At 71.4% G+C, this 26,500-nt stretch carries 21 protein-coding genes; 15 read left to right on the forward strand and 6 right to left on the reverse strand.

Features of this window, described 5'->3' with window-relative positions:
* The first annotated feature begins 50 nt into the window (after positions 1 to 50).
* Together ACGFY5_RS17685 and ACGFY5_RS17690 are read left to right on the forward strand one after the other, a co-directional pair.
* Positions 51 to 305: a hypothetical protein gene (locus ACGFY5_RS17685; protein ID WP_392721019.1), complete on the forward strand. Its 255-nt coding sequence runs from the start codon at positions 51 to 53 to the stop codon at positions 303 to 305.
* Positions 306 to 328: 23 nt separating this feature from the next.
* Positions 329 to 1,552, forward strand: a complete 1,224-nt coding sequence (locus tag ACGFY5_RS17690; protein WP_392721021.1) for a saccharopine dehydrogenase family protein — start codon at positions 329 to 331, stop codon at positions 1,550 to 1,552.
* Here the strand turns inward: ACGFY5_RS17690 and ACGFY5_RS17695 are convergent.
* Together ACGFY5_RS17695 and ACGFY5_RS17700 are read right to left on the reverse strand one after the other, a co-directional pair.
* Entirely contained in the window at positions 1,530 to 2,870 is a 1,341-nt protein-coding gene (locus ACGFY5_RS17695) for an EAL domain-containing protein (protein WP_392721022.1), read from the reverse strand. The genes ACGFY5_RS17690 and ACGFY5_RS17695 overlap by 23 nt on opposite strands.
* On the reverse strand, positions 2,867 to 3,667 hold the full coding sequence (locus ACGFY5_RS17700) for a TetR/AcrR family transcriptional regulator (RefSeq protein ID WP_392722503.1): 801 nt from the start codon (positions 3,665 to 3,667) through the stop codon (positions 2,867 to 2,869). The genes ACGFY5_RS17695 and ACGFY5_RS17700 overlap by 4 nt, the downstream gene beginning before the upstream one ends.
* A gap of 331 nt (positions 3,668 to 3,998) precedes the next feature.
* Between ACGFY5_RS17700 and dxr the strand changes: the two genes are divergently transcribed.
* Genes dxr through ACGFY5_RS17720 form a run of 4 tightly spaced genes read left to right on the forward strand, consistent with a single transcriptional unit; the run spans position 3,999 to position 8,553 of the window.
* Positions 3,999 to 5,225: a 1-deoxy-D-xylulose-5-phosphate reductoisomerase gene (gene dxr / locus ACGFY5_RS17705; RefSeq protein WP_392722504.1), complete on the forward strand. Its 1,227-nt coding sequence runs from the start codon at positions 3,999 to 4,001 to the stop codon at positions 5,223 to 5,225.
* A 6-nt stretch (positions 5,226 to 5,231) separates the two neighbouring features.
* Complete coding sequence (locus tag ACGFY5_RS17710) at positions 5,232 to 6,482, forward strand: M50 family metallopeptidase (RefSeq protein ID WP_392721024.1); 1,251 nt, start codon at positions 5,232 to 5,234, stop codon at positions 6,480 to 6,482.
* Between the two features lie 10 nt (positions 6,483 to 6,492).
* A complete protein-coding gene (ispG, locus tag ACGFY5_RS17715) occupies positions 6,493 to 7,659 on the forward strand; it encodes a flavodoxin-dependent (E)-4-hydroxy-3-methylbut-2-enyl-diphosphate synthase (protein WP_392721025.1) in 1,167 nt (388 codons plus the stop codon).
* A gap of 24 nt (positions 7,660 to 7,683) precedes the next feature.
* A complete protein-coding gene (locus ACGFY5_RS17720; RefSeq protein ID WP_392721027.1) occupies positions 7,684 to 8,553 on the forward strand; it encodes a GNAT family N-acetyltransferase in 870 nt (289 codons plus the stop codon).
* Positions 8,554 to 8,604: 51 nt separating this feature from the next.
* Here the strand turns inward: ACGFY5_RS17720 and ACGFY5_RS17725 are convergent, their stop codons facing one another.
* A complete protein-coding gene (locus tag ACGFY5_RS17725; RefSeq protein ID WP_392721028.1) occupies positions 8,605 to 9,954 on the reverse strand; it encodes a transaminase in 1,350 nt (449 codons plus the stop codon).
* 347 nt (positions 9,955 to 10,301) lie between these two features.
* On the opposite strand from ACGFY5_RS17725, the gene ACGFY5_RS17730 reads away from it, so the two are divergent.
* From ACGFY5_RS17730 to ACGFY5_RS17770, 9 genes are all read left to right on the forward strand, one after another.
* Complete coding sequence (locus ACGFY5_RS17730) at positions 10,302 to 10,721, forward strand: hypothetical protein (protein WP_392721029.1); 420 nt, start codon at positions 10,302 to 10,304, stop codon at positions 10,719 to 10,721.
* A gap of 59 nt (positions 10,722 to 10,780) precedes the next feature.
* Positions 10,781 to 11,227, forward strand: a complete 447-nt coding sequence (locus ACGFY5_RS17735) for an SAV_6107 family HEPN domain-containing protein (protein WP_392722506.1) — start codon at positions 10,781 to 10,783, stop codon at positions 11,225 to 11,227.
* A 263-nt stretch (positions 11,228 to 11,490) separates the two neighbouring features.
* The gene (locus ACGFY5_RS17740; protein ID WP_392721032.1) at positions 11,491 to 12,525 is read left to right on the forward strand and encodes a hypothetical protein; all 1,035 of its coding nucleotides are present in this window, start codon (positions 11,491 to 11,493) and stop codon (positions 12,523 to 12,525) included.
* Positions 12,522 to 14,096: a DNA polymerase Y family protein gene (locus ACGFY5_RS17745; RefSeq protein WP_392721034.1), complete on the forward strand. Its 1,575-nt coding sequence runs from the start codon at positions 12,522 to 12,524 to the stop codon at positions 14,094 to 14,096. The genes ACGFY5_RS17740 and ACGFY5_RS17745 overlap by 4 nt, the downstream gene beginning before the upstream one ends.
* On the forward strand, positions 14,096 to 17,440 hold the full coding sequence (locus ACGFY5_RS17750) for an error-prone DNA polymerase (protein WP_392721035.1): 3,345 nt from the start codon (positions 14,096 to 14,098) through the stop codon (positions 17,438 to 17,440). Before ACGFY5_RS17745 ends, ACGFY5_RS17750 begins: the two co-directional genes overlap by 1 nt.
* Positions 17,441 to 17,486: 46 nt before the next feature.
* Complete coding sequence (locus tag ACGFY5_RS17755; RefSeq protein WP_392721036.1) at positions 17,487 to 18,194, forward strand: class I SAM-dependent methyltransferase; 708 nt, start codon at positions 17,487 to 17,489, stop codon at positions 18,192 to 18,194.
* A complete protein-coding gene (locus ACGFY5_RS17760) occupies positions 18,191 to 19,327 on the forward strand; it encodes an alkaline phosphatase family protein (protein WP_392721037.1) in 1,137 nt (378 codons plus the stop codon). Before ACGFY5_RS17755 ends, ACGFY5_RS17760 begins: the two co-directional genes overlap by 4 nt.
* Positions 19,328 to 19,336: 9 nt before the next feature.
* On the forward strand, positions 19,337 to 20,641 hold the full coding sequence (locus tag ACGFY5_RS17765; RefSeq protein ID WP_392721039.1) for a DNA polymerase IV: 1,305 nt from the start codon (positions 19,337 to 19,339) through the stop codon (positions 20,639 to 20,641).
* Positions 20,642 to 20,823: 182 nt separating this feature from the next.
* Positions 20,824 to 21,240 (forward strand): DUF3040 domain-containing protein, encoded by a 417-nt coding sequence (locus tag ACGFY5_RS17770; protein WP_392721041.1) that lies wholly within the window; start codon positions 20,824 to 20,826, stop codon positions 21,238 to 21,240.
* Positions 21,241 to 21,461: 221 nt separating this feature from the next.
* Here the strand turns inward: ACGFY5_RS17770 and ACGFY5_RS17775 are convergent, their stop codons facing one another.
* The 3 genes from ACGFY5_RS17775 to ACGFY5_RS17785 are packed head-to-tail and all read right to left on the reverse strand — an operon-like array spanning position 21,462 to position 26,238.
* Complete coding sequence (locus ACGFY5_RS17775; protein ID WP_392721042.1) at positions 21,462 to 23,795, reverse strand: transglutaminaseTgpA domain-containing protein; 2,334 nt, start codon at positions 23,793 to 23,795, stop codon at positions 21,462 to 21,464.
* Positions 23,792 to 25,252, reverse strand: coding sequence for a DUF58 domain-containing protein (locus ACGFY5_RS17780; RefSeq protein WP_392722507.1), 1,461 nt, complete (start codon positions 25,250 to 25,252; stop codon positions 23,792 to 23,794). Before ACGFY5_RS17780 ends, ACGFY5_RS17775 begins: the two co-directional genes overlap by 4 nt.
* The gene (locus tag ACGFY5_RS17785; protein WP_392722509.1) at positions 25,252 to 26,238 is read right to left on the reverse strand and encodes an AAA family ATPase; all 987 of its coding nucleotides are present in this window, start codon (positions 26,236 to 26,238) and stop codon (positions 25,252 to 25,254) included. The genes ACGFY5_RS17780 and ACGFY5_RS17785 overlap by 1 nt, the downstream gene beginning before the upstream one ends.
* Positions 26,239 to 26,500 lie beyond the last annotated feature (262 nt).

Genomic DNA, 26,500 nt, shown 5'->3' on the forward strand with positions numbered 1-26,500 from the left:
CCGTCCGGCCCATCCGTAAGGGCTTTTTTCGACGTAAGCCGAGTGCGCCCGTGGGGGAGTCCCTGACGCTGGGTGCTCCCTTCTTCGCGGTGCTGGAGCGGGTCCCCGAGGGCTGGACGCGGACACTCGACTCGCTGTCGAACGAAGGGGAAGTGATCTTCTCGCCGCTCGAGATCCGGATGACGGTCACCGAGCTGAGCCGTATCTCGCCGTACGCCGAGTCTGCGGAGGAACAAGCAGAATTCAGTGCGTTCCGTACGCTCGTAGGTTCGATTCCCGAAGGTCATGAGCTAGTTTTTCACTGATTCCGTCGGTTACCGTGACTCGCATGCGCGTATTAGTCGTAGGTGCGGGTGGAGTGGGCAGCGCGGTGGCCGCCATCGCGGCCCGGCGTGAGTTCTTCGAGACGATGGTGGTCGCCGACTACGACGCTGCCCGCGCGGCCCGGGCGGTCCCGGGCAACGACCCCCGGTTCGCCGCCGCCGCCGTGGACGCGTCGGACACCGAGGCCATCAAGGCGCTGATCGCCGAGCACCGCGTCACCCATGTGCTGAACGCCGTCGACCCGCGGTTCGTCCTCCCGATCTTCGCGGCTGCGCAGAGCGCCGGCGTCGACTACCTCGACATGGCGATGTCGCTCTCCGCGCCGCACGCCTCCCACCCGTACGAGCAGGTCGGCACCGCGCTCGGCGCCGAGCAGTTCGCCGCCGAACCGGCTTGGCGCGACGCCGGGCGGCTCGCGCTCGTCGGTATGGGCGTCGAACCGGGCCTCTCGGACGTGTTCGCCCGCTACGCCGCCGACCACCTGTTCTCCGAGATCGACGAGATCGGCGTCCGCGACGGCGCGAACCTCGTCGTCACCGGCGACGACGGCGAACCGGTCTTCGCGCCGAGCTTCTCGATCTGGACGACGATCGAGGAGTGCCTGAACCCGCCGGTGATCTACGAGCGGGACCGGGGCTGGTTCACGACCGCGCCGTTCAGCGAGCCGGAGATCTTCGACTTCCCGGACGGCATCGGCCCGGTCGAGTGCGTCAACGTCGAGCACGAGGAAGTGCTGCTGATCCCGCGGTGGGTCGACGCGAAGCGGGTCACGTTCAAGTACGGCCTGGGCTCCGAGTTCATCGGGGTGTTGCGCACCCTGCACCAGCTCGGCCTCGACCGGACCGCGCCGGTCCGCGTCAAGGGCGTCGAGGTCTCGCCGCGGGACGTCGTCGCCGCGTGCCTGCCCGACCCGGCGACGCTCGGCGACCGGATGTCCGGCAAGACGTGCGCCGGTACCTGGGTGAAGGGCACCGGGACGGACGGTAACCCGCGCGAGGTGTACCTGTACCACGTCGTCGACAACGCGGAGACGATGGCGGAGTACGGCGCTCAGGCCGTGGTCTGGCAGACCGCGATCAACCCGGTGGTGGCCCTCGAGCTGCTCGCGAACGGCACGTGGGCGGGCAACGGCGTGCTCGGGCCGGAGGCCTTCGACGCCGTCCCGTTCCTCGACCTGCTGACGGAGTACGGCTCGCCGTGGGGTGTCAGGGACGAACCGCAGCGATGACGGCCCCCGCTGCGGCCGCCACCGTCCGGGCCGGACGGAGCTCGGCCCGGCTCCACGGCTGCTCGTGGCGTCGGCCGCAGACCAGCACCCCCACCGCCGCACCCGCCGACACCAGCGGGAACAGCACCATCGAGCGGGTGCCGGTCGCGGCCAGCCAGGTCCGCTCCGCGGTGTCGGGGTCCACATCGGTCGCCAGCACCTGGCACACCGCCCGTTCGTCCACGACCTGCTGGGCGACCGGGGCCCGGTGCAGCGGCCACGGCCACCCGGCCCCGCCGGGACGCTCCGACCGTCCGTCCAGCGACGCCCCCTCCGGCGTCACCAGACGGAGTTCGGCCTGAGCCGACGCCCGACGGGGGTGTTCCAGCACGGCCAGGCCGATCGCCTGGCACCCCAGCAGGGTGGCGGACCCCGCGAGCACGGCTGCGGCCGCGTCGAGCGTCCGCACCTCGGCGAGGCTCTCCAGCACCTCGGCGAGTCCGTGCAGCTGCCGCGGCCCGGTGGTGACCGCGCCGCCCGCGCGTCCGGCGTCCCAGGCCTGGCGGGCGACCGGATCGACAGCGGCGAACTCCGCGGTCGGCCGGCCGATCACCCAGCCCTGCCCGAGACCGACCGCCAGGTCGGTCACGGCGGCGAGGTCCTCGACGGTTTCCAGTCCCTCCGCGCACACCCGCGCCCCCGTCCGGGCCCCGAAGTGCACGATCGCTTCGACCATCGCGCTCTTGCGCGGTTCGTGGCTGACGCCGGTGACCAGCGTCCGGTCGAGCTTGAGGACGTCCGGCGCCAGCGCGACCAGACGCTTGAAGCCGGCGTAGCCCGCACCCACGTCGTCGACCGCGATCCGGGCACCGCGCTGTCGCAGCCGGTCGAGGGCGGCGAGCAGCGCGGTGCCGTCGTCGGCGAGTTCGTGCTCGGTGACCTCGAACTGCAGACCGGTCAGGTCCGCCGGGAGTACGGCCCGCAGTTCGGGTGAGTCGATGACGCTCGGGCTCACGTTCACCGAGAGAACGGTGCCCGGTGGACGCGAAGCCCCCAGTTCGAGGGCTTTGGCGACGGCATAGGCCTCCAGCTGGGCGCCGACGCCGGCTCGGTGGGCGGCGGCGAACCAGTCGTCGGGGGTCGCCGCCGGGAACTGCCGGAACCGCGCGAGCGCCTCGTAGCCGCTCAGCGTTCCCGACACCAGGTCGAGGATCGGTTGTGCGTAGACCTGGGGACCCCGGTCGCTACCCGACGAATCGGTCAGCAACCGGCGTACGTCCGCCGGACCCGGCCGCCGGCCACTCCGGCGCCGGATGGCCGGAGTGGCTACCTGAGTCACCGCAGTGCCGGCTCGACCTCGGTGATGTCCAGCCGGGCGGCGATCTCCGCCAGCTCTCCCTCGAAGAACGGTTCGGGGTCGGGCAGGGCGAAGCTCATGTGGTTGAACACCTCGAGGCTGACCAAGCCGTAGAGGCGCATCCAGCACCCGAACACCACAGCGAGCGCACCTAGCGGCAGCGTGCTGCCCAGCCGCTGGCGGTACGCGGCAAGCTGCTCGGTGAGCCGCGGCGGCAGCGACTCGGCTTCGGGCGTCGGGAATCGACGCTCGCGCCACACGTCCGCGAACGCGGACAGGAACAGCCGCCCGAACCGGGCGCCACCGTTGTCGAGGCGCTCGGCGGTGGGCTCACTGTCCGACCCGGCGGAGTCGCTGGCCGCGGCCCGGCTGGTCTGGGTAGGCGTGAGCCCGCTCGGACCGGCGTTGTACGCCGGCGTTCCGTACCCCGGCGTGGGTGCGCCGAAGATCAGCCCGAATTCCGCTGGATGCCCCACCGACCAGGCCCGGAAGGCCCGGCACACGGCCAGCAGCCGTGCACCGGCGTCGTCCGGGGACGCCAGGTCACGTGCGTGCTCGACGGCCGCACACAGCTCGGTGGACAGGTCAGTCACCAGCGACTGGACCAAGTGGTCAAAACTCGGGAAGTACCGGTACAGCGCCGGTGCCGTCATTCCCATCTCGCGGGCGATGGCCCGCAGCGAGACCGCTGATGGCCCGTCGCCGACCAGCTGCCTCCGCGCCACGTCCTTGATTTCCTGGACCGTCGCCGCCCGGACGCGCTCCCGACGGTTCACCATCACAGTCACGACTCCAAGACCCCCTCGCGAACTTCCGCTGCGGCGGTCACCGCGTTGTGTGCCGACTGACCGCCCGGTGCCCGTCGGCCGGCGTGACCGCCCTGCCACCCCGCACAACGAGCCCGACGGCTTTCGGTAACCGCCCGAGTGCGAACTGTTCATCGTTCATGTCATTGACCGAGTTCACACTGGCCATTCGGTTGATTTGTAGTGTCCCGTCCGAACTGTCGTCGTTGTGACCGACACGACTTGCTCGGATGTGGACACCGTGCTGGTCGCGCGCCTGTCGTACGGGTGCGGGAGAATGCTTCCCATGAGTTCGCGCGAGGTAATGGTCCTCGGCAGCACCGGCTCGATCGGCACCCAGGCGCTCGACGTGATCCGTCGGAACCGCGACCGCTTCCGGGTCGTCGGTCTCGCCGGCGGCGGCGCTCAGGTCGAGCTGCTGGCCGCCCAGGCACTGGAGTTCGAGGTCGACGCCGTCGCGGTCGCCAGAGCGAGCACCGCCCAGGACCTGCAGCTGGCGTTCTACACCGAAGCCCAGCGTCGCGGTTGGAGCGAGGGCAGGTTCACGCTGCCGAAGATCCTCGCCGGGCCCGACGCCGCGACCGACCTGGCGGCAAGGCCGCTGGGGGAGAACGGTCTGGTGCTCAACGGCATCACCGGCTCGATCGGCCTCGCGCCGACGCTCGCCGCACTGACGGCCGGGCACACGCTCGCGTTGGCCAACAAGGAATCGCTGGTCGCCGGTGGTCCGCTGGTGCGCGCGGTGGCCAAACCCGGGCAGATCGTGCCGGTCGACAGCGAACACTCCGCGCTGGCCCAGTGTCTGCGCGGTGGTGCGCCGTCCGAGGTGCGCAAGCTGATCCTGACGGCAAGCGGCGGTCCGTTCCGGGGGCGTAGGCGTTCCGAGCTGACGAACGTCACCCGCGAGCAGGCGCTGGCGCACCCCACCTGGTCCATGGGTCCGGTGGTCACGATCAACTCCGCCACGATGGTGAACAAGTCCCTCGAGGTGATCGAGGCTCACGAGCTGTTCGGCCTGCCCTACGAGAAGGTCGACGTCGTCGTCCACCCGCAGTCGCTGGTGCACTCGATGGTCGAGTTCGTCGACGGCTCGACGCTCGCCCAGGTCAGCCCGCCCGACATGCGGCTGCCGATCGCGCTCGGCCTCGCTTGGCCCGACCGGGTTCCGCAGGCCGCGTCGGCCGTCGACTGGACGAAAGCCGCGACCTGGACGTTCGAGCCATTGGACGATGACGCGTTCCCGGCCGTGAAACTCGCGCGCGAGGTGGGCACGACCGGCGGTTGCCTGCCGGCGATCTACAACGCCGCCAACGAAGAATGTGTCGCTGCGTTTCTCGCAGGTGTGCTCCCGTTCACTGGGATCGTTGACACTGTACGTTCTGTAGTTGAATCGGCTGAAAACGCCGACCGGCAACTGTTGGATGAGCCAGGTAGCGTCGAGGACGTTCTCTCCGCCGAGCGCTGGGCGCGGACGGAAGCGAACCGTCGGGCCTACGGAACCGACGCTGGATCTGCTGAAGGGTCGAGGTAAGCGCCGATGGCGTACACGGGTGGAATTATTCTGTTCGCCCTCGGCATTCTGATTTCGGTCGCGCTGCACGAAGCCGGCCACATGTGGAGTGCCCGGGCGTTCGGGATGAAGGTCACGAGGTTCTTCATCGGCTTCGGCCCGACGCTGTTCGCGTTTCGGCGCAAGGAGACCGAGTACGGCCTCAAGGCGATCCCGGCCGGCGCGTTCGTCTCGATCGTGGGGATGACCCCGCTGGACGAGGTCGACCCGGCCGACGAGGACAAGGTCTTCTGGAAGCGGCCGGTCTGGAAGCGGACGATCGTCCTGGCCGCCGGATCGATCACCCACTTCATCCTCGGGGTCGTGCTGCTCTGGATCACCGCCGTGTTCGTCGGCCTGCCGAATCCCGAGCGCGCCGCCTACGACGCCAACAAGGAACCGGCCGTCCTCGGCGCGGTGAACGAGTGCGTCCCGGCGACGCCCGACTCGTACTCGTGTGACGTCGCGAAGGGCGACCCCCGGTCGCCCGCCTCGGCCGCGGGGCTCGAGCCCGGCGACCGCATCACCGCGTTCAACAACGTCAGCACGCCGACGTACGGCGAACTCGTGGCGATGGTGCGCAAGTCGCCGGCCGGCGCGGTGCCGCTGACCTACGTCCGCGACGGTCAGACCGAGACCACGACGATCACGGTCATCCGCCGCAACCTCGACATCAGCACCACCGACGAACCCAACGTGCAGCAGGTCGGCTTCCTCGGCGTCTCGCCGAAGGGCTCCGACGCTCCGTTGACCGTCACCTACGGGCCGATCGACGGTGTCGGCCAGGCCGCCGACTACACCGGGCAGATCTTCGCCGGCACGTTCACGGCGATCGCCAACTTCCCGGAGAAGATCCCGAAGCTCTGGGACGCCCTGATGGGCCAGGAGCGTGACCCGGAGACGCCGGTCAGCGTCGTCGGTGCCAGCCGCATCGGTGGCGAGGTCGTCGAGCGGGGCATCTGGCCGATCTTCTTCCTGCTGCTGGCCAACCTGAACTTCTTCATCGGCGTGTTCAACCTGTTCCCGCTGCTGCCGTTGGACGGCGGGCACATCGCGATCGCCTGGTTCGAAAAGGTCCGGTCGTGGTGGGCGGCGAAGCGCGGCAAGCCCGACCCGGGCCGGGTCGACTACACCAAGCTGCTGCCGATCACGTATGCCGTGGTGCTGATCTTCGGTGGCATCACGCTGCTCACGGTCGCGACCGACATCATCAACCCGATCACGCTCACCACCCGATAGAGGTCTCGCTGTGACCGCCGTCTCCCTCGGCTTGCCCCGTCCCCCCGCGCCCAAGCTCACCGAACGACGCGTTTCCCGGCAGATCATGGTCGGCAACGTCCCGGTGGGCGGTGACGCCCCGGTCAGCGTCCAGTCGATGACCACGACGCCGACGTCCGACATCAACCGGACGCTGCAGCAGATCGCGGAGCTCACCGCGTCCGGCTGCCAGATCGTCCGGGTGGCCGTTCCCAGCCAGGACGATGCCGACGCGCTGCCCGCAATCGCGAAGAAGAGCCCGATCCCGGTCATCGCCGACATCCACTTCCAGCCGAAGTACGTCTTCGCGGCGATCGACGCGGGCTGCGCGGCGGTCCGGGTCAACCCGGGCAACATCAAGCAGTTCGACGACAAGGTCAAGGAGATCGCGAACGCGGCCTCCGCGGCCGGGGTGCCGATCCGGATCGGCGTCAACGCCGGTTCGCTCGACAAGCGTCTCCTTCAGAAGTACGGCCGTCCGACGCCCGAGGCGCTGGTCGAGAGCGCGCTGTGGGAGTGCTCGCTGTTCGAGGAGCACGGCTTCCGCGACATCAAGATTTCGGTCAAGCACAACGACCCGGTCGTGATGATCAACGCGTACCGTCAGCTGGCCCGCGCCTGCGACTACCCGCTGCACCTCGGCGTCACCGAGGCCGGCCCGGCGTTCCAGGGCACGATCAAGTCGTCGGTGGCGTTCGGCGCGCTGCTCGCCGAGGGCATCGGCGACACGATCCGCGTCTCGCTGTCGGCCCCGCCGGTCGAAGAGGTCAAGGTCGGCAACCAGATCCTGGAGTCGCTCGGCCTGCGCGAGCGTGGCCTAGAGATCGTCTCCTGCCCGTCGTGCGGCCGGGCCCAGGTCGACGTCTACACGCTGGCCGAGGAGGTCACCGCTGGCCTCGAGGGGCTGCCGGTGCCGCTGCGCGTCGCGGTGATGGGGTGCGTCGTGAACGGCCCCGGCGAGGCGCGCGAGGCCGACCTGGGCGTCGCGTCCGGCAACGGCAAGGGCCAGATCTTCGTGAAGGGCCAGGTCATCAAGACCGTGCCCGAGTCGCAGATCGTCGAGACGCTGATCGAGGAAGCCCTCCGGTTGGCCGAGGAGATGGGTGCCGAGCTGCCCGAGGAGCTCCGTGGGCTCGCTCCCACGGTCGAGGTTCACTGAGGGCTTTGGCCTGTCGGGTAGTCCGTGGCAGGCTGGGATCGTGAGTTCCTCGTGCTGACGACCAGGCCGGTCCGGGTCCTGCGGGACGCGGACCGTACCGACGTCGAAGAACTACTGGACGCGGATCCGGTCGCGAGTGTGTTCGTCGCGGCCCGGATCGGCACGCACGGGATTTCGCGCTGGCGGCTGGGCGCCCAACTCTGGGGCTACACGCTCGACGGCGTGGTGTGCGGTCTGTGCTACTCCGGCGCGAACCTGGTGCCGTTGACCACCGAGCCCGAGGCAGTGCGCGCGTTCGCGGACGTCGCCCGGGAACAGGGTCGGGTCTGTTCATCGATCGTCGGGCCCGACAAGGCCGTGTTGCCGCTCTGGGACGACCTGGTGCACGACTGGGGACAGCCGCGGGAAGTGCGTGCCTCCCAGCCGCTGCTGGCCACGTCCGCGCTGCCGCCGGTGGCGCCGGACCCGTGGGTCCGGCGCGCCGACATGCGTGATTTCGACGCCCTGCTGCCGGCGTGCATCGCGATGTACACGGAGGAGATCGGGGTCTCGCCGGTCGAGTGGGACGGCGGGGTCGCCTACCGGGCCCGCGTCGCCGAGCTGGTGCGGGCCGGTCGCTCGTACCTGCGGATCGAGAACGGCCAGGTCGTGTTCAAGGCCGAGCTCGGCGCGGTGAGCAACCGGGTCGCGCAGGTGCAGGGTGTGTGGGTGCACCCCGACCGGCGCGGGACGGGCGTGGCGACGGCGGCGATGGCGGCAGTGGTCGCCGACACGCTCCGCAACGTCGCGCCGATCGTCAGCCTTTACGTCAACGACTTCAACCACGCCGCCCGCACCGTCTACCAACGCTGCGGCTTCACCCAGGTCGGCACCTTCTCCACGGTTCTGTTCTAGGGGGCGGCCCTGAGCGGGCTCCAGGTTCGAACTTTGCCTTCGGCGTTTTTGTCAGGCGAGCTCGGCGACGGCGGTGGCTAGCACCTCGAGGTGGGCGTCGACATCTGCTTTTGTCGTGTCGGGGCAGACGAGGGCCATGTTGTGGAACGGGGTCAGCAGGATGCCGCGGTTGGCGGCGTAGACGTGCAGGTAGTCGTCGAGTTCGGCGTCGCCGGCGGCGTGTGACTCCCCGCCGTTGCGAGGCGCGGGGTCGGCGAAGCGGTACTCGGCGCGGGCGCCGAGCTGGGTGACCGACCACGGCATGGTCTTGATGGCGTTCCGGGTTCCCTCGGCGAGGTGCGTGCCGAGCTCGGTCATGTGGGCGAACGCCTCGTCGGTGAGCACGTGCTCGAGGGTGGCCTTCGTCGCGGCCACGGACAGTGCGTTCCCGGCCAGCGTGCCCCCGACGCCCCCCATGTCGATCAGGTCGAGGTCGGTGCGGGCCTCGATACGGGCACTGACCTCTTCCGACAGGCCGTAGGCCCCGACCGGTACGCCGCCACCGATGGCCTTGCCGACCGTCAGGATGTCGGGCTCCAGGCCCCATTCCCCGGTGCAGCCCCCGGGGCCCGCCGAGAACGTGTGGGTCTCGTCGTTGATCAGCAGCACGCCGTGCTTCCGGGTGATCTCGCGGACTCGTTCGAGGTAGCCGGGCTCGGGCAGCACGATGCCGATGTTCGTCAGCGCGGGCTCCATCAGCACCGCGGCGACGTCACCGTTGGCCAGTTCGGTCTCGAGGCCCTCGAGGTCGTTGTACTCCGCGACCCGGCTGGTGACCCGGGTGTCGACCGGCGCACCGACGTTGCCCTCGCGGATCTCGGGCCGGCCGTCCGCCCCCACGACGATCAGCGACTCGTCGACGCTGCCGTGATAGCAGTAGCTGTTGACCAGGATCTTCGGCCGCCCGGTGATGGCACGGGCGAGCCGGATCGCCCACCGGTTGGCGTCGGTGGCGGTCAGCGACAGGCTCCACTGCGGGAGACCGAACCGCCGGGTCAGCTCCGCGCCGACCCACTCGGCGTCCTCGGTGGGCAACATCGCGGTGACCCCGCCCAGCTCGGCCAGGCGGTGGTGCACCGCCTCCACGACCGGAGCGGGGGAGTGCCCGGCCATCGCGCCGGTGTCGCCCAGGCAGAGGTCGATGTACGTGTGCCCGTCCAGGTCGGTGACGCGCGCTCCGCGCGCGCTCGCGAGATAGAGCGGAAACCCTCCGGCTTGCTTGGCCATCCACGTCATGGGGGTGCGGCCGAACAGGTGCTTTCCGTTCGTGTAGGCCGACGCCGAACGCGGGTGCGCGTCGGCGTAGCGGGCCCGTTCGCGGCTGAGCAAATCGGCGAGACGGCGACGATCAACGGTGTTCACCCGAACAGTCTGCCTGAGGTGACCAGGGGGTGAGTCGGCGTTGCGCCTGGCCCGGGGCGGGGTTACTGTTGGGCTAGTTCGAACACTCGTTCGAACACTCGGAGCGGGTGTCGCGACCCGCCTCCGGGGATCCTTCACCGCCGGTGGACCGACCCTTTCTACCGGCGATGAAGGCTGCTGCCGGCTCGGGTAAGGCGAGGGGAAGCGCCTTGCCCGAGTCGGTGGTGCCGCTCACCTTCCCCTCGAGCGGCACCGGGTGTCCGTCCGGGCATTCGGTGGTACGGCGTGGAGGGGAAGCAGTGGCCGAGGAGACCGAGGTCCGGCGCGGAGCCGGCGCGGACGCTCCGGTGGAGTTCCGCTGGAACGGTCAGATCCACCGGGTGCGGGTGGTGCTCACGCATCACCGCATTCGCAACTCGCCCCGGCCGGGCTCCTCCACGCGCCCCGATCTCCCTCCTTCCCCGCCCGTACTGGATGAGCTGGAGGCCCGTCGCGCGGCTCGTGCGGCTGAGCCCTCCGAGCTACCGGACTCTCCGGCTGCCGGGCCTCCCGACGAGGAGATCTGGCGAGTGACAGCGAGTTCGTCGGCATCGAATTCTTTTCGACCGAGCTCTGCGGACGGCGTTCAGCCTGCGGGGATCGCTGAGGTTGAAAAGAGTTCGCCGCAGCCGGCGCCCGCTCTCGCCGGCGTTTTCGACCTGCGTTTCGACTGGGTGGTCGGGCGCTGGACCGTCACCAGGATCGACATCCTCGAGGAGGAGCAATGACTTATCCGGTCCCCGTCTCGGTCCGGCCGTCCACGGCCGTCGGTGACGCGTCCGGCGGGATGCCCGTCTCCGTGCCGGCGTCCGCGCTGCCGCACCGCACTCCGCGGGAGCTGCTCGCGCTGGCGCGGCACGGGCTGGGTGAGGCGGCGGTCACCCGGTCGCCCGGTCCGCGCTACGCCACCGCACACCTGGCCGCGCTGCGTGCCGCCGCGGCGGTGCTCGCGGTGCGGGCGCGGCCGTTGCCGCCGGGGGTGCGGCGGCCCCGGTCGCGGCCTACCAGTGTGTGGGTGCTGCTCACCCAGGTTGCTCCCGAGCTGGGGGAGTGGGCGGCGTTCTTCGCTACCGCGGCGGTGAAGCGGGCGGCTGCCGAGGCGGGGTTGCCCCGGGCGGCGAGCTCGCGGGAGGCCGATGACCTGCTGCGTGATGCCGAGCGCTTCTGCACGTTGATCGAGACCATGCTCGGTCTCCCCACCCAACTCCCCGCCGAGACACCCCGAGCGGGCTGACCGCGCCGCACGTTCCGCGCGAGGCGCGGTGCACGCCGGCGGGGCCGGCATCAAGCTGTTCCGCCACTGAGTGGCTTTCACCGGCTTCGCCGGTTCCGGGCGGTGACGACAGGGGGCGTTTGCGCGATGGGTGCGCGACGGGGGAGAGGGCAGGCCGGTCGGCTCTGCGCGGATTGCCAGGAAAGCGTCCGGCGCGGAGGGCGCGGCGCGACGGCTTCCTGGCAATCCGCGGAGCGCGGTCGTGCGCGACGGGGGTGGGTGCGGTGAGCGCCAAGGCGGCGGCGCGGGCTGCGCTGGCGGAGACGGTTCGGGCGGCTTCGACGCTGACCGAGAAGCATCAGGTCACCGACCTGTTGCCGGCCCCGGAGCCGTTGGCGACGCTGTTCCCGGCCGGAGGACTGGCACGGGGTTCGACGCTCGCGGTCGGGCGTTCCAGCAGCCTGCTGGTGGCGCTGCTGGCCGCGGTGTCGAGCGGTGGTTCGTGGTGCGCGGTGGTCGGGCTGCCCGCGTTCGGCGTGGTGGCGGCGGCCGAGGCCGGGGTCACCGTCGACCGGCTGGCGCTGGTCCGGGATCCCGGGCCCGACCCGGCCGGGGTGGTGGGTGCGCTGCTCGACGGGTTCGACCTGGTCGTGATCGGTGATCCCGGCGTTCTCGGGCTCGCCGAGGTGCGCCGGTTGACGGCGCGGGCCCGGCAGCGTGGTTCGGTGCTGATCGGGATGGGGTCCTGGCCGAGCGCCGATCTGCGGCTCTCGCTCACCGACGCGCTGTGGCAGGGCGCCGGGCGCGGAGACGGGCGCCTACGTCAGCGCCAGGTGACTGTCGTCGCGGAGGGCCGCGGCAGTGCGTCCCGCCCCCGCCGCGTGGTGGTCCTACTCCCCACCGTCGAAGGCCGAATAGCCCCCCTCCACCCCCGCCCCCTACACGCCCTACCGGAACCCGCGGCTCCGGCCACGCGCCCCGAACCGGCCGCGCCACCGGAGCGGACCGAGCGACCCGCCCCGGCACGCCCCATCAGCCCTATCAGGCCCACCGTCCCCGCCGCGTCAGCGGTCAGCGCCGCGCCCGCCGTCGCCGCCGCGCCAGCGGCTGCCGGAGCGCCTGCGGCCGCGCCGGCCGCTGCCGCGCCCGCGTCCACCGCCGGTGGGCGGGCGCCGGCGGTGCGGATTCGGGCGGTGGTGCCGGATCTGCCGGGGCTGGTGCCGGCGTCGGCGCTGCCGCAGCCCGCGGCGCGGAAGCGTGGTCCGGCGCTGCCGCAGCCCGCGGCGCGGAAGCTTCGAGCAGCGTCGGAGGCGGGATGAGCGGGCCGGCTCGGGTGGCGGCGGTTTGGGCGCCGGATTGGCCGGTGGTGGCCGCGGCGGTGGCGGCGGACGTTTCGCTGCACCTGCCGGTCGCGGTGCTGTCCGCGAACCGGGTGGTGGCCTGCTCCGAGGTGGCCCGCGCGGACGGCGTCCGCCGGGGTCAGCGCCGACGCGACGCACAGGCGCTCTGCCCCGAGCTGGTCCTCCTCGACGACGACCCGGACCGCGACGCCCGCGCGTTCGAACCCGTCGTCGCCGCGATCGAAGAGCTCGCCCCGGGCGTCGAAATCGTCCGACCAGGGCTGTGCGCCTTCCGCGCCCGCGGCCCGGCCCGCTACTTCGGCTCCGAACCGGCAGTCGCCGAACGCGTCGTCGACACCGTCGCCGAGCGGACCGGCGTCGAAACGGCGGTCGGCATCGCCGAGGGCACGTTCGCGGCCGCGCTGGCCGCCCGCCACGGCAACATCGTCCCGCCGGGCGACACCCCGGCCTTCCTCGCCCCGCTCGACCTCGCGGTCCTGGCGTCCGCCGGCCCGGCCGCCGGCGACCACCTCGACCTCGTCAGCCTGATGCGCCGCCTCGGCATCCGCACGGTGGGCGCGTTCGCGGCCCTCCCGTCCCAGGACGTCCTGGCCCGCTTCGGCCCCGACGGCGCAGCCGCCCACCGACTGGCCCGCGGGCTCGAACCCCGCCCCCTGGTGGCCCGCCTCCCCCCGGTCGACCTCTCGGCCCGCCGGGAGATCGACCCCCCGGCCGAACGCGTCGACACCGTCGCGTTCGTGGCCCGCACCCTCGCCGAGGAGTTCGCCGAGCAACTCGCCGTCCACGGACTGGCCTGCACCCGCCTGGTGATCGAAGCGGTCACCGCCAACGGCGAGGAACTGAGCCGCACCTGGCGGCACGACGGTGTCCTCACGGTCGGCGACATCGCCGACCGGGTCCGCTGGCAGCTCGACGGCTGGCTCACCGGCCGGTCCCGCGAAGACAGCCCCACCGCCGGCGTCTCCGTGGTCCGGCTGGCCCCCGAGGACGTCGTCGAGCACGGCGGCGCACAGCTGGGCCTCTGGGGCGACACCGGCGCCGACGACGAGCGTGCGCACCGGGCGCTGACCCGCGTGCAGGGCCTGCTCGGTCCGGAAGCCGTGGTGACGCCGGTCCTCGGCGGTGGCCGCGACCCGGAGAGCCGGGTCCGGTACGTCGCCTGGCGCGACGCGCGCGAGCCGTCGCTGCCCCTCGAACCACCGTGGCCGGGGCAACTCCCCCCGCCTGCTCCGGCCACGGTGCCTGCTACGTCGCCGCCGGTCACCGTCGTCGGCCCGAACGGCGAGGCGGTCGGCGTCACCGGCCGTCACGCCCTCACCGGCCTCCCGGCGCGGGTCAGCCTGGGGAACGGCCCGGGCCGTGGCGTCCTGGCCTGGGCCGGTCCCTGGCCGGCGGACGAACGCTGGTGGAGCCCGGTGCAGGCCCGGCGGCGCGCCTGGATGCAGGTGGTGCTCGACGGGGAGGAGCCGTCGGCGTTCCTGCTGGCGCTGGAGAGCGGCTCCTGGCTGCTGGCGGGGGTGTACGACTGATGGGTTTCGACAACCCGGTCCTGCCGTGGAAGAACCTGGAGCGGGCGCTCTCCGGCGAGATCCCCGACGGCGGTGACGCGCCCGCCTGGTCGCGCAAGCGCGAGGCTTACACGCCGCCGCCGATCCACGCGGGAAAAACCACCCCGTACGCCGAACTGCACTGCCACTCCAACTTCAGCTTTCTCGACGGTGCGAGCCACCCCGAGGAGCTGGTGGAGGAGGCCGTCCGGCTGGGGCTGACCGGCCTCGCGCTCACCGACCACGACGGGATGTACGGGGTGGTCCGGTTCGCCGAGGCCGCTGCGGCGCACGGCCTGGCCACGGTGTTCGGTGCCGAGCTGAGCCTCGGGCTGTCCGGCCCGCAGAACGGCGTCGCGGATCCGGAGGGGAACCACCTGCTGGTGCTGGCCCGCGATCCGGAGGGCTACCACCGCCTCTGCTCGACGATGAGCGAGGCGCACCTGCGCGGGGAGGAGAAAGGCAAGCCGGTCTACCGCCTCGACGACCTGGCCGAGGCCGCCGACGACCACTGGCTCATCCTCACCGGCTGCCGCGAAGGCACCGTGCGCACCGCGCTCACCGCCGGCGGCGGTGAGTCGGGCCTCGGCGGCGCCGACGGCCCGCACGGCGCGTTCGACGATCCGCAGGGCGCCGATCAGGCGCTGCGCGCCCTCGTCGAGCGCTTTGGACGCGACAACGTCGTCGTCGAGCTCATCGACCACGGCAACCCGCTCGATTCCGAGCACAACGACGTCCTCGCCGCACTCGCGGCCGAGCACCGCCTGCAGCTGATCGCCACGAACAACGTCCACTACGCGACCCCGTCGCGGCGCAAACTCGCCACCGCCCTGGCCGCGGTACGGGCCCGGCGCAGCCTCGACGAGATGGAGGGCTGGCTGCCCGCCGCCGCCACCGCGCACCTGCGCTCGGGAGCGGAGATGGCGCAGAAATTCGCCCGCTACCCGGGCGCGGTCGCGAACGCCGCGAAACTAGCGGCCGAGTGCGCGTTCGACCTCCAGCTGATCGCCCCGAAGCTGCCCGACTGCGAGGTGGGGTCCGGCCACACCGAGATGAGCTGGCTGCGCCATCTGACGGAGATAGGCGCGAAAACCCGGTACGGCACCCGCGAGGAGTTCCCGCACGCCTACGCCCAGATCGACCACGAGCTCGCCATCATCGAGCAGCTCGGCTTCCCCGGCTACTTCCTGATCGTCGAGTCGATCACCACCTGGTGCAAACAGAACGACGTCTTCTGCCAGGGGCGGGGCTCGGCGGCGAACTCCGCGGTCTGCTACGCGTTGGGCATCACGAACGTGGACGCGGTCCAGTACGGGCTGCTGTTCGAGCGGTTCCTGGCTCCGGAGCGCGACGGGCCGCCCGACATCGACCTGGACATCGAGTCCGGTCGCCGCGAAGAGGTCATCCAGCACGTCTACGAGAAGTACGGACGCCGGCGTGCGGCCCAGGTCGCCAACGTGATCAGCTACCGCCCGAAATCGGCCATTCGTGACGTCGCCAAGGCTTTTGGTTTTTCACCGGGTCAGCAGGACGCCTGGAGCAAGCAGCTGGAGCACTGGGGGAAGATCGGCGACGCCGAGATCCCGGCGCCGGTCACCGAGATGGCGGAGCAGCTGCTGCACTTCCCCCGCCACCTGGGCATCCACTCCGGCGGCATGGTGCTCTGCGACCGGCCGGTCACCGAGGTCTGCCCGGTGGAGTGGGCCCGGATGGAGAACCGCACGGTGCTGCAGTGGGACAAGGACGACTGCGCGAGCGCCGGCCTGGTCAAGTTCGACCTGCTCGGGCTCGGCATGCTCACCGCGCTGCACTACTGCCGCGACTTCGTGCGTGACTTCCACGGCGTCGACGTCGATCTGTTCCGGATTCCGCTGGACGACAAAGCGGTCTACGAGATGCTCTGCGAGGCCGACTCGGTCGGGGTGTTCCAGGTGGAGAGCCGGGCCCAGATGGCGACACTGCCCCGGCTGAAACCGCGGAAGTTCTACGACCTGGTCGTGGAGGTCGCGTTGATCCGGCCCGGCCCGATCCAGGGCGGCTCGGTGCACCCGTACATCCGCCGCCGCAACGGGCTGGAGAAGGCCCGGTACGCCCACCCGCTGCTGGAGAACTCGCTGAGCAAGACGCTCGGCGTCCCGCTGTTCCAGGAGCAGCTGATGCAGATGGCGGTCGACGTGGCGGGGTTCAGCGCGACCGAGGCCGACCAGCTGCGCCGGGCGATCGGCTCGAAGCGGTCACCGGAGCGGATGGAGGCGCTGAAGGAGCGGTTCTACGGAGGCATGGCCGCGAACGGCATCACCGGTGAGCTGGCCGACCAGATCTTCGGGCAGCTCGCCGCGTTCGCGAACTTCGGCTTCCCGGAGAGCCACTCGATGAGTTTCGCCGCGCTGGTGCTCTACAGCTCCTGGTTCAAGCGGTACTACCCGGCGGCGTTCTGCGCCGCGCTGCTCGCCTCCCAGCCGATGGGGTTCTACTCGCCGCAGTCCCTGGTCGCCGACGCCCGGCGGCACGGGGTCACGGTGCGGGGACCGGATCTCAATCTGAGCCTTGTACAGGCGACGCTGGAAGGTATAAACCCGACGTTTTCCGGCTGGCCGTCGCCGGGAGCTGATCCGAGGCTCGACCACGCCGTGCGACTCGGGCTCGCGTCGGTGCGGACGATCGGCGACGACCTGGCCGAGCGATTGATCGCCGAACGCGACGCCAACGGCCCGTACACCGACATGACGAACCTGACGCAGCGGATCGCGCTCACCACCGCGCAGGTCGAGGCGCTGGCCACGGCGGGGGCGTTCGAGGGGTTCGGGCTCTCCCGGCGGGCCGCGCTCTGGGCCGCCGGTGCGGTCGCGCAGGGCCGACCCGATCGGCTCGCGGGGGTCGTGGTGGGGGTGGAGGCCCCGATGCTGCCCGGCATGACGGAGGTGGAGGAGGCGATCGCGGACGTGTGGGCGACCGGTGTCTCGCCGGACAGCTACCCGACGGAGTTCGTCCGGGACCAGTTGGCAGCCCGGGGCGTGCTGCCGATCACGGCTCTGCGCGACCTGCCCGACGGAGCCCGGGTGCTGGTCGGGGGCGTGATCACGCACCGGCAGCGGCCGGCCACCGCGGGCGGGGTCACGTTCGTCAACCTCGAGGACGAGACCGGCATGCTCAACGTCGTCTGCACGCAGGGGTTCTGGCAGCGCTACCGACGGATCGCGCGGGGTTCGGCGGCGGTGCTGGTGCGCGGGCGGCTGCAGAACGTCGAGAAGGTCGTGGGGGTGACCGCCGAGATGATGGAGCCGCTGCCGCTGCGGGTGGCTTCGTCGTCGCGCGACTTCCGCTGAGGATTAGGGTTCATTTCGAAAGACCGTGAACCCCGGAGGTGGCTCAGTGCCCCGCAGTCGTACGCATGCCGGCCCGCGTTACGCCGTGGTCTGGGCCGTGCTGAACGCGGAGCTCGACCGCCGCGGTCCGGCGCACGTCGTCGACGCGGGCGGCGGTACCGGCGGGTTCGCGGTGCCGCTGGCCCAGGCCGGTCACCGCGTGACGGTCGTCGACCCGAGCCCCGACGCGCTCGCCGCGCTGGCCCGGCGGGCCGCCGAGCGGGGCGTCGCCGACCGCGTCACCGCCTACCAGGGCGACGCCGACGACCTGCCCACGCTCGTCGAGCCCGGCACCGCTGACCTGGTGCTGTGCCACAGCGTGCTGGAGGTGGTCGACGATCCGGCGCGCACGCTGGCCGCGGTCGCGGGCGCGCTGCGCCCCGGCGGCTGCGCGAGCGTGCTGGTCGCCAACCGGGTCGCCGCGGTGGTGGCCCGAGCTCTGGCCGGGCACTTCGCGGCAGCGCAGGAAGCTCTCGACGGTGCGCTGGAACCCCGCCGCTACGACCTGGACGCACTGTCGACCCTGGTCTCCAAGGCAGGGCTGGTGCCGGAGCGGTGGCACGGCGTCCGGGTGCTGGCCGACCTGGTGCCCGGTGCTGTCGTCGACGTCGAACCGGACGCGGAGGAGGCACTGGTGGCCTTGGAACTCAGCGTCGCCGAGCGTCCGCCCTACCGCGACATCGCGACCCAGCTGCACGTGCTGGCCCGCCGGTGAGACCCGCGGCGCCCGCGTACGGCCTCCGCTCGGCAGCGGATCTGCTGCCGGCGGCGGTGCGGGCGACCGGTGCACCGTGGGACGAGGGGGCGCTGCGCCTGCCCGCCGCCGACCGGGTGTGCGTCCTCATCGTGGACGGGCTGGGCGCCGCCCTGCTGCGGGCCCACACCGCCGACGCGCCGTTCCTCGCGTCGTTGGACGGCGAGGCGCCGCTGACCGTGGGCTTCCCGTCCACGACCGCGACGAGCATGGCCGGCTACGGCACCGGGCTGCCGCCTGGTGAGCACGGCATGTTCGGCTACCAGGTCCGCGACCCGTCGCGGAACGTCCTGCTCAACCTGCTGCGCTGGGACAAGGTCACGGTGCCGGAGGTGTGGCAGCCGCGGTCGACGGTGTTCGAGCGGGCGGTCGGCCTCGGGATCCCGGCGTTCCACGTGGGTCCGGCCGCGTTCGCGCAGTCACCGCTCACCCGGGCGGTGTGGCGCGGGGCGGAGTACCGGCCGGCCGACAGCCCCGGCGTGCTGGTGGCGGAGACGGCCGCGGCGGTGGCCCAGGAGCCGCGCTCGCTGACCGTGGCCTACTACTCCAGCGTCGACCACGCGGGGCACGTCCACGGGTCGCGCTCGGCGGCCTGGCGGCACGAGCTCGCGGTCGCCGACCGGATGGTGGAGCGCCTGGCCGGTGCGCTACCGCCGGACGCACTGCTGGTCGTCGTCGGCGACCACGGGATGGTGGATCCGTCCGTCCGGATCGATCTGGACGCCGATCCGGCGCTCACCGACGGGGTGGCGCTGCTCGGCGGGGAGGCCAGGGCGCGGCACGTCTACACGGCGCCGGGCGCAGCCGACGACGTGCTGGCGGCCTGGACGTCGACCCTGGGGGACGCGGCCTGGGTGCTTTCCCGGGAGGCCGCCGTCGACGCGGGCTGGTTCGGCCCGACAGTGCGACCGGAGTTGCTCGAGCGGCTCGGTGACGTGATCGTCGCCGCCGGTCCCGACACCGCGCTGATCGCCACCGAGCGGGAGCCCCGCGAGTCCCGGCTGATCGGTCTGCACGGCTCGATCGCCTCCGTCGACCTCGAAGTACCACTGCTGTTGGCGCGAGCCGGCGTTTCTGTCGTATCCGGTCGTTAGTCTCGGGGCGTGGGTAGGAGCCAGTCGCTGCCGCGGGTCGGGCCCGGGGGCGGGGACGCCGACGACACCGGGTGCACGATTCTCCACGTCGACATGGATGCGTTCTTCGTGTCGGTCGAGGTCCAGCGGGATCCGTCGCTGCGCGGGCGGCCGGTGGTGGTCGGCGGCACCGGCCCGCGCGGGGTCGTGTCGTCGGCGAGCTACGAGGCGCGGGCGTTCGGCGTCCGCAGTGCGATGCCGACGGCCCGGGCGCGGCGGCTGTGCCCGCAGGCCGTGTACATCCAGCCCGAGCACGGCCGCTACGGCGAGGTCTCTGCCGCCGTGATGGAGATCTTCCGCAGCGTCACGCCGTTGGTGGAGCCGCTCAGCCTCGACGAGGCTTTCCTCGACGTCGCCGGTGCCCGCCGGCTGCTCGGCTCACCGGCGCGCATCGGGCAGCTGATCCGCGAGCGCGTGCACGCCGAGCAGCAGATCACCTGTTCGGTCGGGGTGGCCAGCACCAAGTTCGTCGCGAAGCTGGCGTCCACCCGGTGCAAGCCCGACGGCCTCCTGGTGGTTCCCGCCGACGGCGCGCTGGAGTTCCTGCACCCGCTGCCGGTCGGCGCGCTGTGGGGCGTCGGGGACCGGACGGGTGAACAGCTCGACCGGCTCGGCCTGAAAACTGTGGGCGATCTCGCGCAACTTCCGGTGGGTGTTCTGCGTCGTTCAGTAGGGGAGGCGCAAGCCGCCCATCTGCACGCGCTCGCCTGGGCGCGTGATCCGCGCTCGGTGGTGCCCGACACCGCTGACAAGTCGATCGGGGCAGAGGAGACGTTCGACGTCGATCAGACGGATAAGGACACGATCAACCGGGAACTACTCCGCCTGTCGGAGAAGACGGCCGCGCGCTTGCGCACGTCCGGGCAAGTGGGGAGGACGGTCGTGATCAAGATCCGATTCGCCGACTTCTCCACCGTCAACCGGTCACGAACGCTGCAGTCTCCCACCGATGGAACCCAGGAGATCTACGACACAGCGCGGCGATTGTATGTTGGTTTGTCAGCCGCCATGCCGATCCGACTGGTCGGCGTGCGGGTCGAAGGGATCGGTCCGGCGACGTCCGTCGCCCGGCAACCGACGCTCGGCGAACCCGACCATGGCTGGACCGAGGCAGATCGGGCGGTCGACGCCGCGATCGCACGCTTCGGAAGCGGAGCGGTTCGTCCGGCAGCGTTGGTGCGGCCGGTGGATCGTGGGGAAAGAACTGGTCAGAAGGGCTCTAACCAGGGCCAAAGGGAGGGAAACGGAAAACGTGATCGGGTATCTGAGCAGTGAATACGAGCTCGTGACCGACACGTGTCCGGTCCCCGACTACGAGCGTGGCCGTCTGTCTTTCCGACATCGCGCGCCGCTCGTAAACTCATGGTCGGATAGCCGCAACGGCCGTTCCACGGCGGTCGCCCATGTCCGGGCTTCCGGTTCGGTTGGAGCGGCCCTGAAGAGCGGGGAGGAGTGCCGTGCCGCTCTCTGAGAACGAGCAAAGGCTGCTCGAGCAGATCGAGCGCGGCTTGCTCGCGGACGACCCTAAGTTCGCGGACAAGGTGCGCTCGACCGACCCTCGGCATCGCGCGGTTCGACGCGGTGCGCTCGCGGTCGCTCTGTTCCTCGTTGGTGTTGCGATCATGGTGTTCGGCCTGGTCAGCAAGATCGCTCCGGGTGGAGTGCCGCTGCTGGGGATCCTCGGTTTCGTGGTGATGTTCGGTGCCGCGGTCCTGGGGGTCCAGTCCTACCTGTACACCGGTCGCGGCGAGCAGAAACCACTGCACGCCGTTGGGAGCGAGCCCAAAACTCGCAACCGCAGCCGGGGACACCGGTCGTCGCTACTCGATCGGCTCGAGGAGCGGTGGCGTCGTCGGGCTGACGAGGATCGCTGAACGAAGTGAGCGGGGGAGTGCGGAGGTTCTGCTCTCCCCCGGGGTAGTACCCGCGCTGACCGGTTCGCCGGTCAGCGCACGCGTCTCCTGACGCTGCCGTCACTCTGGCCGCTGCCCTCCGGGCAGCGGCCGAAGTGTTTTACGTCACCTTTCCGCCGGGCCCCGTACACGAAAGCGCCCAGCCCGTCGGCGGGCTGGGCGCATCAGGCGGCGGGTGGGGCTCAGTGGCCGCGGGCCTTGGCGGGGAGGGCGCGGACGGCTGAGCGGGCCCTCGCCCGCGTCGACGGGGGCAGCAGCTCTGCGATGACCCGACGCCCCCGGGGGGACCGCTGGTGCAGAGCGGCTCGCACCGTCACGACCGCCTCCACCAACCCCGGCATCGCGTGCACACGCGCCGCGTACCGCGCCTGCTCCTCAGCGCTGGCGATCAGCGTCAGCGCACCCTGAGCCGACTCGTCCAACCCGTCGGCACGCAGCCGGCTGGAGAGCCCCCGTGGTGTCTCGGCGCTCTCGGAGGGGCGCCCGTCCAGGTCGACGAGCGTGTCGACGACCTCGTCCCAGGCCGCGTGCGCCGCCGCAGCGGGGTCACCCGCACCGTTCATGACCGCGAAGCGCTTGGCGCGTACGTGCCGCCGCGCCGACCCCCACACCACGAAGGCGAGCAGCAGGCCGATCGGCAACGCCGCCCAGCCGAGATACGGGATGAGCTTCTCGTACCAGCTCTTGGACTTGTCCTTGTCCTTCTCCTCGGCCGCAGCGGCCACGGCCGGGTCGCTCGCCTGCGGCGCCGCAGCTTCCTCGCTCGGCAGGGGCGCGGCCTGCTCCTCCTCGACCGGCGTCTGCTCGGTCGACTCACCGTTGTCGGTCGTGCCGTTGTCGACCCACGACAGGTCGCCGGTGTTGCCGGTGCCGGTCGGCGGCGTCGGGTCGAACGGCACCCAGCCGATGCCCGGGAACATGATCTCGACCCACGCGTGCGCGTCGTGGCTGGTGATCAGCCAGGACCCACCCTGCGGGGAGCCGTACCCGAACCCGATCGCCACCCGGGCCGGCAGCCCGGCGAGACGGGCCATGTAGGCCATCGCCGACGCGTACTGCTCGCAGTACCCCCGCCGGTTCTCCAGGAACGCCACGATCGCGCTCTCGCTGGTGCCGGCCGCGGTCTGCAGGTCGTACTCGAAGCCGTTCTCCTTGGAGAAGAAGTTGTTGATCGCGACGGCCTTCTCGTACTCCGTCGACTTGCCGGCGACGAGCTCGTCGACCTGTTTCTCCACCGTCGGGTCCGGGTCCTTGAGCTCGGTGTACCGCTTGACCGTGCTGTCACCCGGATTCGGCTGGGCCGCGGAGCGCAGCAAGTCCGGCGTGTACTCCACGCGCCGGGACTCGAACCGGTAGCGGAGGTTCTCGGTGGTGTCGACGGTGCTGAACACCGCCTCGGAGCCCCGGTCGAATCGCCAGTCCCCGTCCACGTCGACCGACGAGGGGTTCGAGTACAGCGGCAGGTACCGCGACTGGGTGAGCCCGACGATCTCGATCGACGTCTCCTGCGAGACCGTCGGCGTACCGCCGCTGATCCCGGACACGTTCGGCACACCCCGCCGAACCCGCGCCTCCTGCTTGGCGGTCATGTCGCGCAGCGTCCAGCCGCTGCCGGTGAACCGCTCGAGCGTGGCCAGCCGCAGGTAGAACGGCTGCCGGTCGTTGGTGCGGACGCGGAGCAGGTCGACGGGGTCGTCCTGGGTGAGCTGCCCGCGGAGCTCGGTGACCGGGTTGATCGCGGTGACGGTGCGACCGCCTCCGCTACCCGGCAGACCACCTTCGAACAGCGAATGCAGGCCTTCGGCCGAGAGCGCCGGAACACCGGCCGGGATGAGCACGGCCAGCACGATGCCGAAGATTGCCAGCCGACCGGCGACGAGCGACCCGCCCCCGGAGCGGGTGGGCTGCGCCTCGGGGGTGTTCCCGGCGTGGAACGGACGTCCCCAACGGCGGATCGTGGTGCCGTGCTCGGCGGCCAGCAGCCAGCAGAAACCGGCCGCTCCGAGTGCGAACGGCAGCCAGCCGATGCCGTTGCGGTCGACGGCGACCGGCACCGTGTACAGGCCCAGGAGCGGCAGGCCGGCCAGCGCGGCCCGGCCCAGTATCGACGCCAGCACGTCGACGAGAATCGCGACCAGGCCGACTCCGCCGACGGTGAGCAGCAGGATCCCGGGCCGCGCGGGCACGGGAGCGGCGAGTTCGGCGATGTCGGCGAACGCGTTGGAGACGTCGGCACGCAGGCCGACGATCGTCGCCGGCGTCGGGATGATGCCGAGGAAGCGGTCGTGGCCGAAGACGACGGTGGTGTAGAGCAGGACGGCGAGGGCGCCGACCACCGGCTGCAGCCAGGCCGGCGTCCGCAGCGCGCGGGCGCCGATGCCGGCGAGCGTCACGACGATGACGCCGCCGCCGACGACCGGCAGCCAGGACCAGCCTTCCAGGACGCCCCGCAGCGAGGTCGCGCAGAGCAGCGTCGCGACTCCGGCGACCGCCGAGACGTACGTCCGTCGGTTCATCGAGGCACTCCTGATCCGTTCGACGACCACTGGCCGTTCGGGGTCCCATGGCCGTTCGGTGCTCCGTGCCCGTTAGGCGCTCCGTGGCCGTTCGGCACACCGTGCCCGTTCGGTACTCCGAGCCCGTTCTGGGGCGGATAGCCGTTCGGCGCTCCCGCGCCGGTCGGTGCGCTCGCGCCGCCCGGGGCTGCCGGGCCGGCGCCCGCGAGCGCGGCTCCACCGTTGGCGGTTCCGGCCAGTGCCCACAGGCTGCTGATCCGCGCTCCCGGCTTCGCCGGCAGCACCTTCCATCCCGCGGCCGAGAGCCGGGTGACATTCTCCTGATAGCGACGGTCGGCGTCGGCCTTCGCCGCAGCCGGGAGCGACGCCCAGGCGGTGGAATCGATCAGCACGGCGATCGACGTCCCGCCGGTGCGCGCGGCGGCCAGCCGGGTGCACTCCTCGGGCGTGAGCAGACCGACGACCGCGACCAGCAACTGGTCACGCTCGTGGTGCAGCCGGTCGAGCGCCATTCCCAGCGACTGGATCCGGCTCGCTTCGGCCTCGGCGAGCAGCCCCAGCGCGATGTTCTCCCCGCTGTCGGGCCGCAGCTCCTGGTCGACGCCGGCATCGGTGACCAGGTGCAGATCGAACCCGGCCCGCAGCAGGTGGCACGTGATGCTGGCCGCGGTTCCGATCGCCCACTCCAGGCTGGACGCCGGGCCGGTGCCGCGGTGGGCGCTGAACCGGGTGTCGACCAGCACGGTGCCGCGCGACTCCCGCGGCTGCTCCTCGCGCCGCACCATCAGCTCACCGGTGCGGGCGGTCGACTTCCAGTGCACCCGGCGCAGGTCGTCGCCGACCCGGTACTCACGGGTGCTGGCCGCGTCCTCGCCGCGCGCCACCGTCGAGCGCGGCTGGCTCGGCGACGCACCGGACTGGTCACCTGCGAGCGGGATCGGCGAGAGCGACGTCACCTGCGGCGTCACGATGATTCGTTCGGTGCGGGTGAACGAGCGGGTCAGTTCGCACAGGCCGAACGGGTCGGAGAGACGGACGGTCAGCGGCCCGATCTCGTAGCGGCCGCGGACGTCGACCCGGATCGGGTACTCGACGCTGCTCCACTGCCGGCTCGCCAGGCGGTCGAGGACGAACCGCGGCGGCTCGCCCAGCGCGGCGGGCAGCTGCTCCTCGAGCAACAGCACGCCGGTGGGGACGCGGGACAGGTTCTCCAACCGCAGCGCCACCGAGGCGGGGTTGCCGGCCTGGATACGGCCCGGGTGCACCGCGCGGGTGCAGGACAAGCGGTAGCGGGTGCGGGCCACCGCGATCACGGCCAGGATCGGCAGCGCCGCCAGCAGACCCGCGACCTGCAGCAGCTCACGCTCGCCGAGGACGAACGCGGACACCGTCGCCGCCGCCGCGGCCGCGAGGAAACTCCGGCCCCGCGTCGTCAGCCCGCGTAGGGCGGCCCGGATCACCGCGTCCGACGCCCGCCCCGGGCGTCCGGAACCGGGACCCGGGCGACGAGGTCGGCCAGGATGACGTCTGCCGTCCGCCGGTTGAACACGGCCTCTTCGGTGGGGATCAGCCGGTGGGTGAGAACCGGCGCCGCCAGCCGCTGGATGTCGTCGGGGAGCACGTAGTCGCGGCCCTCCACGGCGGCGAACGCGCGGGCGGTGCGCAGCAGCTGGAGGCTGGCCCGCGGGCTGGCGCCCAGCCGTAGGTCGGGGTTGTTACGAGTGGCGCTCACCAGGTCGATGACGTACCACTTGACCGGCTCGGCCACGTGCACGCGGCGGACGGCCTCGATCAGCATGCGGACCTCGTTGCCGTCGCACACCGGGCGCAGGCCGTCGAGCGGGTCCACCTCGCCGTGACCGTCGAGCATCGCGAGCTCGGACCGGCGGTCGGGATAGCCCATCGCCAGCCGCGCGGTGAACCGGTCGCGCTGCGCCTCGGGCAGCGGATAGGTACCGGCCATCTGCGTCGGGTTCTGGGTGGCGACCACCATGAACGGGTGCTGCAGCGGGTAGGTGACGCCGTCGACGGTGACCTGACGCTCCTCCATGCACTCCAGCAGCGCGGACTGCGCGTGCGGCGAGGCACGGTTGATCTCGTCGCCGACGACCAGGTTCGCGAACACCGGGCCGGGCTTGAACTCGAACGACCGGTTCTCCGGGTTGTAGATGCTGACACCAGTGACGTCGGAAGGAAGAAGGTCCGGCGTGAACTGAATTCGCCGCACCGAACCGTCGATCGACCGGGCGAGTGCCTTCGCCAGCTTCGTCTTGCCGACCCCGGGCACGTCCTCGATCAGGAGATGGCCCTCGGCCAGGAGAACGGCGACCGCGAGCGTGATCGTGGAGGTCTTGCCCTCGATCACCCGCTCGACGTTCGCAACGATCCGGTCGGTGACGAGTCGGACGCTCCCGAGGTCGACCGGGGCCCCGTAGTTCTCCAGCGTGCCGTGCGTCGTCACCGACTGCCCTCTTCCTCGATCCGCTCACCGCGGATCCACATGTTTACCTGCAAGTGCGAAAGGCTCGCGAAAGCCGGGACGGAACAATCCGTCCGGCGACCATTGTTCCAGGATCCCGCCCGACCGCCAGGCGATCGGCTTTGCTCAACACATCCGTACCGGTGTGTTCCTTTTGTTCCTGGCGTAATCCGCGTCGGCGGACGAATTAACGGAGCGGTATAGTGCACGCATGGTGAGCGCCGAG

Source organism: Cryptosporangium sp. NPDC048952, assembly GCF_043197895.1.
Lineage (GTDB): Bacteria > Actinomycetota > Actinomycetes > Mycobacteriales > Cryptosporangiaceae > Cryptosporangium.

Bases quoted from the DNA above. Each gene is read 5' to 3' on its own strand.
- dxr (WP_392722504.1), top strand. From the start codon at position 3,999: ATGGTCCTCGGCAGCACCGGCTCGATCGGCACCCAGGCGCTCGACGTG.
- ACGFY5_RS17690 (WP_392721021.1), top strand. From the start codon at position 329: ATGCGCGTATTAGTCGTAGGTGCGGGTGGAGTGGGCAGCGCGGTGGCC.
- ACGFY5_RS17775 (WP_392721042.1), bottom strand. From the start codon at position 23,795: ATGAACCGACGGACGTACGTCTCGGCGGTCGCCGGAGTCGCGACGCTG.
- ACGFY5_RS17735 (WP_392722506.1), top strand. From the start codon at position 10,781: ATGCCCGTCTCCGTGCCGGCGTCCGCGCTGCCGCACCGCACTCCGCGG.
- ACGFY5_RS17700 (WP_392722503.1), bottom strand. From the start codon at position 3,667: ATGGTGAACCGTCGGGAGCGCGTCCGGGCGGCGACGGTCCAGGAAATC.
- ACGFY5_RS17745 (WP_392721034.1), top strand. From the start codon at position 12,522: ATGAGCGGGCCGGCTCGGGTGGCGGCGGTTTGGGCGCCGGATTGGCCG.
- ACGFY5_RS17750 (WP_392721035.1), top strand. From the start codon at position 14,096: ATGGGTTTCGACAACCCGGTCCTGCCGTGGAAGAACCTGGAGCGGGCG.
- ACGFY5_RS17710 (WP_392721024.1), top strand. From the start codon at position 5,232: ATGGCGTACACGGGTGGAATTATTCTGTTCGCCCTCGGCATTCTGATT.